Source organism: Bacteroidota bacterium (genome assembly GCA_016714535.1).
Classification (GTDB): domain Bacteria; phylum Bacteroidota; class Bacteroidia; order AKYH767-A; family OLB10; genus JADKFV01.
The window spans coordinates 212,616-220,972 of the sequence record JADKDR010000007.1; the positions used below are offsets into that span (position 1 = coordinate 212,616).

Sequence of the window (8,357 nt, forward strand, 5' to 3'; positions counted from 1 at the left end):
AGTTCAAAGTTCAAACTAAGACTTGCTAAATCAGTACTATTAATTGCATTCTTGATTATTACCGCGCGCTGCACTTTTGCACAAATGAATGTAACGCTAACCCCAAGTAATTATAATGGTAATAACATCAGTTGCTTTGGTGCACAGGATGGAAGTATTAATGTAACTGTTAGTGGAGGTATTCCACCTTACACGTATAATTGGAGTAATGGGTTTACTAGTCCCAATGCAATTGAACTTCCGGCAGGATATTATCGCCTTACTGTGCGAGATGCGGCACTAAATTCTGTTGTTAAAGAAATTACATTAATCGAACCAGAACAACAACTATGAATTGCAGGTGTATGAATTTCCGAATGGATATAATGTTAGCTGCTATAATTGTTACAACGGTAGCGTAACGGTAACCATATATGGAGGCACCGCTCCCTATACACCTTTATGGGATGATGGCAATACTAATATTAACCGAACAAGCCTTGGTGCGGGGATTATTGCAGCTGAAATTATTGACCTAAATGGCTGTAAAGCCTTCATCGAAAGAACTGAAATTAGCCAGCCAGAGCGTAGTGACTGGACGATGAATGGGAACACAAATTCCAATCCTACTAATAATTTTATTGGAACCAAAGATAATCAGGATTTGATTTTTCCAGACAAATAATTTAGAAGCACTAAGGATAAAATCTAATGGAATGATTGCCATTAACAACTTGGCAGGCATTGGTAATAGAGTATTGTCAGTTGATTATTTGGGAAATATTATTCCACTTGGGTCTTATTCAAAACCTTGCCAAACTTCATCAATTGAAACTTGGTTTGTTGGTGGAAATTGGTTTCCTGCTCAAGGCGTTTCTAATCCATTGTTTTTTGGAACTTGTACTAATCATGATCTTGCAATTGGCATAAATGCTAATACTCACATGTATATTACTCAAAATAAAATTGGAGTTGGAACAACAACTCCATCGAAAAAATTGAAGTTGCCTCAGAATTAAGAGTGATTGATGCTAATATGCAAAATCTATTCGATATTGAAGTTAATTCTTCAACTACCCAACTAAATTCAACGAAAACTCTTAGTATAAATTCCTTAAGTCATGCTGACATAATTTTTTGATGGAAACATGATAGTTAATTCAGGAAAAATAGGTGTTGGATTAACCAATCCACTTGAAAAAATGCAAATTGGTGATTTATGGACATTTCATGATGGGGGTAATAAAGTAATTGGATATAACTATCATTGGGATTCTGGTGATAAAAGGATAAACAATTCGTTACCTTCGAGTGGAATTTATTTCGATGATAACGGAGGAATAAAAATTAAAACTTCGAGCAACATAAATAACAATAATATTGTTTGGCTTGATGGCATTATTGTCGACAACGAAGGAAATGTTGGCATTGGAGGCTCACCAAGTCTAAATAGTTACCATAAGTTATCTGTAAATGGTTTATACGTTCCGAAGAATTAAAGTCAAATAATCAAAAGATGCAATCGTTATTGCAAGGTATGATGGCACCTTGGATGTAGGTCCGCAAATTACTAATGATCCAAATAAATTTTTTAAATGCGGAAGGTGTTTTTTTTTTTTTCAAGTAATGTAAACGGTTGGACGCGAAAATGGAAATATTATACAAGCTGATTTAAATGCGCAGGTAAGCATTGGAGTCACAGGAATTGGCGCATATAAATTATTGCGGGCTATACCCAATTAGAAAGATTAGATATTAATGCTAACAGTGGATTAAATGTAAATCTTCATGTAAATAGCGATACTTGTCTTGATGGCGAAGTTGGTATTGGATGCCCTCCGGGCAGGATATCAGCTAGTAGTTCATGGCAAAGGAGGGTTTCGAGAAATTATCATAACAAATGGTAGTGGATGGCCTGATTATGTCTTTGATTCAAGTTATAAATTAATGTCATTGAATGATTTGGAATTATTTATAGCTAAAAATGGACATTTACCGGATATATCATCGGCAAAGGACATTGATTCAAATTCAGGTTATAATTTACACACAAACAATGTTCAGCTATTAAAAAAGATCGAAGAATTAACCTTATATATTATTGCTCTTAATAAGGAGATAGATTTATTAAAAAAACTCAAATAACCTGATTTCAATTTAATTCTAAAAAATTATTAAAAATGAGTAAAATTGTTTATAACACTATTTCTTCTGAGCATTTCAAAAATTGTATTTTTGTCAAATGTATCAGCCAAGTGTTTTGAAAATCTTGTTCCAAATCCAAGTTTTGAAGATTGTTCATGTATTCCTACGCAGACCTATGTCACATCTTCAACAATTCCTTGTGTATATAGTTGGTATATCCCGAAAAATCATATTGGATCTGACGGATTATTTACATAAAAATGCAAATAATAATAATACTTATGTGAATATACCAAATAATGAATTTGGACAATCTCCTCGCACAAGTGATGCATATGTAGCAATTGTTCCATTTTAAGCCGCCTATTCCTGGACATCCTGAGTTTAATAGATGGCCCTACGCCCAAAAATACTTACAAGTTCAGCTAAAAAACCTCTATTGCATAGATGCAGTATAGGATTAAATTTTATGTTTCACATGCAGATTATAGCCTATACTACAATAATTGTATTTCTGCGATATTAACACATTTTCCCTTGCAAACTTCTCAAGCTAATTACTGGGGAATTTTAAATGTGCCTTATACTCCCCAAGTAATTGGTGGCAAGTTTGGTAGTACATATAATCTTTTTACTAATGATAACGGGTGGGATTTAATAGAAAATACTTTTATAGCGCAAGGTGGTGAGCAATATCTTACCATTGGTGTTTTCGATCGAATAAATGGACAGAAAGTTCATGTACCAGTTATAGGTGATACAACTTGGTTACCTGAAGCATATTACTATATTGATGATGTTTCAATTACCGAGGAGCCTTATTGTTTACACTCTTGTAAAATAAACTTACCAGCAATTGTATTGGATCCAGACCCTAATCAACAAATTCAATCAATGGCATGTATTCCAAATGTTCATCCGATGAGTATTCAGATTGATAATGCAATAGCATACAGATTAACTATTTATAATTCATTCGGTGCGCCATTATATAATTTTTACGAGTTTAACCCAAACGGATTTCCATATCCATGGTTTGTTAATTGGAATGGTGAAGATGATTACGGCAATGGGGTTCAAAGCGATCTTTACGCAGCTACACTTGAAATGTGGAATTGTAATGCTGGTGGTACAATGATTAATTTTCACATTTATAGTAATGGATTTAATGGGCAACCTGTTCATATACCACCTGTAACTGATATACCCTTTAATTCTGGCTTTTCATGTTGTGAGTATGATAAATATTATCAAGACTATATTTTTAACTGAGGTGTAACTTATAGAACAGATGTAGTAAATGATATATGGGCTGGTGAAAATGTTACGACTGGCCCTCAAGGTGACGTAATTGTTTCTAATGGGTCTGATGTTACTTTTGTAGCAGGAAATAATATTTATTTGGAGCCAGGATTCAAAGTACAATCAGGAGCTTTATTCAGAGCTTGGATTGGCTATTGTGGATCTTCTCATAAAGTAAATTCAAATAGTACTGTTCAAAAGCAATATAACTTTGCTTCAGTTTATTCGACTGATAGTATTCTGTTTGTTAATAGTTCATATGACAACCATATCAATATTAGTATTTTTTCAAGTAAGGTTAGTTCTGGGTTAGTTGAAATATTTGACTGTACTGGTAAAAAATTATTAGAGCAAAATTGTTCATTTAGTATAGGTATAAATAAGGTCGCTGTTCATAAAAATAACATAGCTAATGGGAATTACATCTGTAAAGTAGTATTCGGATCAGGGCTCTTTGATTCAAAAAAAATCATTATTACGAATGAGTAAAATAAACTGTACTGTTTTGTTTGTTTTTTTCTGTTTTGTTTGCAATGCGAAAGACAAATATTATACCTACAAAATTGCTTTTACATATGGCATGCAAACATGCTATACAAAACCTCAACTTAAACCTAAAGGAATTTCTTTGGGTATAGAAAAAAATTTAAAAAAAATATCTTTAAGCTTTTTAGTTGATTACTCCTGGTATAGATCAGCAAATAAATTACATTCTAACCCCCTACTTCCGAACACTGAATCGTCATATTACTATAAATATAAATTCACATGGATTAATTTTTCGAGCTCAATTGACCGTGTTTTTTATTATGGGCCAAATAGCCAATTCTCCTTAGGGATTAATATTTTAGGAATAACATCGCTATCTTCAATAAAAACTATTAAAACCATTCCTGACAATAAAGAATACAATCTGAGTGTAACAAACAAACCAAGGTTTCAAATTTATGGTGGAATAAAATTTACATATACATTCTTTGCTTTTAAAAATTTGGGGGTTAATTTTGCGATAAGTGAAAATATTGGCACTTGCCAGGGCAAGTCAATTAATCATTTTATACAAGTTTCATCAGGTGTTGTTTATAGTATAAATAGAAAATGATTAATTGTGCAAAAAACAACAAAAGTCTTATGCGGAAATTCCATTATCTGCTTGTGCGAATAGTAAAACATTAACTTCCTCTTTATTGTTAAAAATTAAATTAAGCATAGCCATGCGCTGCAAGCCCCTTGTGTCAAGTTGATTGAGCAGGGGGCATTGAGTTTTGTATTAATTATCGAGAGATGCTATATCGGAAAGCAAATTTTTCATTTCAACTCATCACTTTTATCTCTTCATTTATTACTTTGATTGAGAAGCTTAAGTATACTAATTTTTTTACTGAGAAAATATTTTTATCTTATTGCAAAATGTAATAAGATTATTCAATAACTTTACGTATCCTTAAATTTTAAAAACAGAAAGTCATGCCACACAACTCAAAGTTCAAACTTCAAACTTCAAACTTCAAACTTCAAACTTCAAAGTTCAAAGTTCAAACTAAGACTTGCTAAATCAGTACTATTAATTGCATTCTTGATTATTACCGCGCGCTGCACTTTTGCACAAATGAATGTAACGCTAACCCCAAGTAATTATAATGGTAATAACATCAGTTGCTTGGGCACAGGATGGAAGTATTAATGTAACTGTTAGTGGAGGTATTCCACCTTACACGTATAATTGGAGTAATGGGTTTACTAGTCCCAATGCAATTGAACTTCCGGCAGGATATTATCGCCTTACTGTGCGAGATGCGGCACTAAATTCTGTTGTTAAAGAAATTACATTAATCGAACCAGAACAACTTAACTATGAATTGCAGGTGTATGAATTTCCGAATGGATATAATGTTAGTTGCTACAATTGTTACAACGGTAGTGTAACGGTAACCATATACGGAGGCACCGCTCCCTATACAGCTTTATGGGATGATGGCAATACTAACATTAACCGAACAAGCCTTGGTGCTGGTGCTATTGAAGCTGAGCTTACCGATCAAAATGGATGTCAGATAAATATAGCTCGGACTGATATTAGCCAACCGGAGCGAAGCGATTGGACTATGTACGGGAATGTAAATTCGAGTCCCAATGCAAATTTTATTGGCACCACTGATAATGTTGATTTGGTATTTAAAACGAACAGTACCGAAAGACTTAGATTGATTAATAATGGAGGTATAAAATTATCATCGTTATCAGGTATTCCCGGAGGCTTATTTGTTGACAATAATGGTGAAATTAATTCTGCGAATGTGGATAACAAATTATCTCCATGCGGATTTCCAAGTCCTATATGGCTAAATCTTACAAACCCACTTACGCTTTTTACTTGCTTACCTGTTAAGGTAGGTATCGGTACGACAACTCCTCAAAGTTTGACCGGAATAGCAGGCAATTTAAGTATAGGAATGAACTTTGCATCAAATAATAGTGCGCCATCCAATGGACTTATTGTGGAAGGGCATGTTGGAATAGGAACAAATGCGCCTAATGCGCCTCTCGAAATTAGACATGACCAAAATCATAGCGGATTGATACTAAATAGAAATAATAACTCCATTTTTAAAAGTCAAATCAAATTTCAACATCAGGGAAATGATAAATGGGCTATAGGAGTCGATGCTAACTCAGATGGCAACAACAATTTTTTTTGTTTGGAACGAATCAAAAGGTAAGAAGAATTTCTATATCGATGATAATGGAAAAGTTTCTATTGGAAGTGTGGATATGTTCAGCAATGCTAATTATTCACTTAGTAACCTGTTTGTTCAAGAAAATACAGGGGATGCAGATATCTGCCTTTGGAATACCACAAATAACAAGTCAACTATTTGGGCAAAAAATAGCTTATATTCAGTTGGTCTAGGGGTTGATAACACAGTAATAGTCACATCTATTCGAATATAAATAATACTCTTCCTGTAGTTTCCATTAATACCACAGGAGATGTTGGTATTGGTACCATACCAACTGCTAATAATAATTATAAACTTATAGTAGAAGGCAAAATAGGCGCCCGTGAAATTAAAGTACGTACTGGTCCCTGGCCAGATTTTGTTTTTGACACTAATTACCAGTTAATGTCTTTGCAATGCTTAGAAAAATTTATTGAAGAAAACAAACACTTGCCTTTGATACCAAATGCTGATACAGTTGAGGAAGAGGGAATTGAACTTGGTGAAACCAATAGATTGCTTTTGCAAAAAATTGAAGAGTTGACTTTGTACCTTATAGAACAAAACAAAAGGATTGATTTATTAGAAAAAAAAATAATTGAGGTTAGTAATATTCAACAAACAAAATAATTTGCTACCATGAAAAAAATAATTTTTGTGTTGCTTATTTTAGCACTAGTGGATAAACTTGATGCACAAGTTAAGCAGCCTGCGCCACTTATAATTAGTAACATCACGCTTAGTTCACCTAAGTTGATTACCGCAATTGATGATTTAATTTGTACGAATTTGGAATCCCAACCAGTTGTAATTACCGGTAATGCTCAAGTGGAGTACAAGGCTGAAGGGGAAATAACTTTATTACCTGGATTCGAAGTAAGTGCCCTTAATCAAAACACCGAACATTTTTTTTGGGCACATATAGAACCTATGGGGAACCCTGAAGCAATTATTTGTTACCCTCACAAAGCTGTTAACCCAAATGATGGTATGGTACATGTGAATAAGTGGGAGAAACTTGAGTTGGGATTTAAATTGCCTGATGCCTATAAAGCTGGGGTTGATGCATTTTTTTTCCATTATTACAACGGGCAATCGGTTCCCGCAGATGATTTAAATCCTTATGCGGATGATAGCCTTTTGTTTAAGGCTACTTTTAAAAGGCCTGATGGTACTTCCATTATTAAATATGGTTTCTTTATGCGTGAGTCAAAATGGGGTGTAAATCTCAACAGCGAACCTGAAGAAGATTTAACACATGTTTTTTATGATTACTTTTGGAGAGTACGATTCGCTCCTGATAAAGATGATGCAAATATACCCTGGACCGCAATTATGGAATTAGCGGCACCCAAGAGTAGCCAAATCACTTTCCCTCCACTTACATTCAATAGCTTAACATTTATTTGCGACCCTCCTTTACCTGATAATCACGGATACTTAACGGTAAATCAAAACAATAACAGATATCTGCAATTTGAAGATGGTACAAGTTTTTTTGGAATAGGTGCCAATTTGTGTGATCAGCGACATAATTATAATCCTGCCTTACATTGGAATAGATTTTTAAAAGTTGATTATAATAATTTTTTGCAAGCATTTAACCAGTCCGCTGCAGCAGGAGGCAACTTCTTCCGAATGATATTTCTCAAGTCCTTATTTTTGCCCGAGTATGAACATCTTGGAGTCTATGATAAATTTATCAATACAGTACCAGAGTGTGCGCCATATTGTATCTCAGCTGGTTGGGATCACAATAGAAATGGAAACAGGCAATATAGTGCCTGGATACTTGACAAAATGTTAGACAAAGCAAAGGATACCAAAATTTACTTACACCTTACTTTAGAATATGCTAATAATGGGGGAGCGTATCAGATGATGCATTGGGGTGATAACTGTTATGCCCGCAAATATTTGTATCCTACTGGAACTTTTAACCAAAATATTAATGGAATAGATTACTTCGATGGTCCTTATAATAGTAAAGAGCTATTTATTTCTTCTAATGTTAGTGACCCTACCAATGAAGGTGTAATGTATTTTTGGAAACGGAGATATAAATATATTATGAGCCGTTGGTCGTATAGTACCAATATTGCGGCATTCGATTCATTCAATGAGCTAGAGAGTATGCCCGGTGCAAATACAAGCGGCACTATGGATGCCTTTTCCACATGTTCTAACAACCTAACACCAACACCCTTTAAT

At 34.1% G+C, this 8,357-nt stretch carries 12 protein-coding genes; all 12 read left to right on the plus strand.

Translation table 11 applies throughout. The annotated features are described in order from the left end of the window. Window positions 1-84: 84 nt before the first annotated feature. Complete coding sequence (locus IPO27_12340) at window positions 85-333, plus strand: SprB repeat-containing protein (GenBank protein MBK8847279.1); 249 nt, start codon at window positions 85-87, stop codon at window positions 331-333. A gap of 1 nt (window position 334) precedes the next feature. Beyond that, window positions 335-664 (plus strand): SprB repeat-containing protein, encoded by a 330-nt coding sequence (locus IPO27_12345; GenBank protein MBK8847280.1) that lies wholly within the window; start codon window positions 335-337, stop codon window positions 662-664. A 31-nt stretch (window positions 665-695) separates the two neighbouring features. Then, window positions 696-998, plus strand: coding sequence for a hypothetical protein (locus IPO27_12350; protein ID MBK8847281.1), 303 nt, complete (start codon window positions 696-698; stop codon window positions 996-998). A gap of 129 nt (window positions 999-1,127) precedes the next feature. Beyond that, window positions 1,128-1,478 carry a hypothetical protein gene (locus IPO27_12355; GenBank protein MBK8847282.1) on the plus strand — a complete coding sequence of 117 codons (351 nt, stop codon included), beginning with the start codon at window positions 1,128-1,130 and terminating at the stop codon, window positions 1,476-1,478. Between the two features lie 313 nt (window positions 1,479-1,791). Next, entirely contained in the window at window positions 1,792-2,124 is a 333-nt protein-coding gene (locus tag IPO27_12360; protein ID MBK8847283.1) for a hypothetical protein, read from the plus strand. A 537-nt stretch (window positions 2,125-2,661) separates the two neighbouring features. Beyond that, window positions 2,662-3,396: a hypothetical protein gene (locus IPO27_12365; GenBank protein ID MBK8847284.1), complete on the plus strand. Its 735-nt coding sequence runs from the start codon at window positions 2,662-2,664 to the stop codon at window positions 3,394-3,396. Between the two features lie 129 nt (window positions 3,397-3,525). Next, on the plus strand, window positions 3,526-3,915 hold the full coding sequence (locus IPO27_12370; protein MBK8847285.1) for a T9SS type A sorting domain-containing protein: 390 nt from the start codon (window positions 3,526-3,528) through the stop codon (window positions 3,913-3,915). Beyond that, on the plus strand, window positions 3,881-4,528 hold the full coding sequence (locus IPO27_12375; GenBank protein ID MBK8847286.1) for a hypothetical protein: 648 nt from the start codon (window positions 3,881-3,883) through the stop codon (window positions 4,526-4,528). Before IPO27_12370 ends, IPO27_12375 begins: the two co-directional genes overlap by 35 nt. Before the next feature lie 538 nt (window positions 4,529-5,066). Further along, window positions 5,067-6,146: a SprB repeat-containing protein gene (locus IPO27_12380; protein MBK8847287.1), complete on the plus strand. Its 1,080-nt coding sequence runs from the start codon at window positions 5,067-5,069 to the stop codon at window positions 6,144-6,146. After that, on the plus strand, window positions 6,103-6,378 hold the full coding sequence (locus IPO27_12385; protein MBK8847288.1) for a hypothetical protein: 276 nt from the start codon (window positions 6,103-6,105) through the stop codon (window positions 6,376-6,378). The genes IPO27_12380 and IPO27_12385 overlap by 44 nt, the downstream gene beginning before the upstream one ends. A 179-nt stretch (window positions 6,379-6,557) precedes the next feature. After that, window positions 6,558-6,776 carry a hypothetical protein gene (locus IPO27_12390; GenBank protein ID MBK8847289.1) on the plus strand — a complete coding sequence of 73 codons (219 nt, stop codon included), beginning with the start codon at window positions 6,558-6,560 and terminating at the stop codon, window positions 6,774-6,776. Between the two features lie 9 nt (window positions 6,777-6,785). Beyond that, window positions 6,786-8,357, plus strand: a 1,572-nt coding sequence (locus IPO27_12395; protein MBK8847290.1) for a hypothetical protein, incomplete at its 3' end; no start/stop codon positions are given.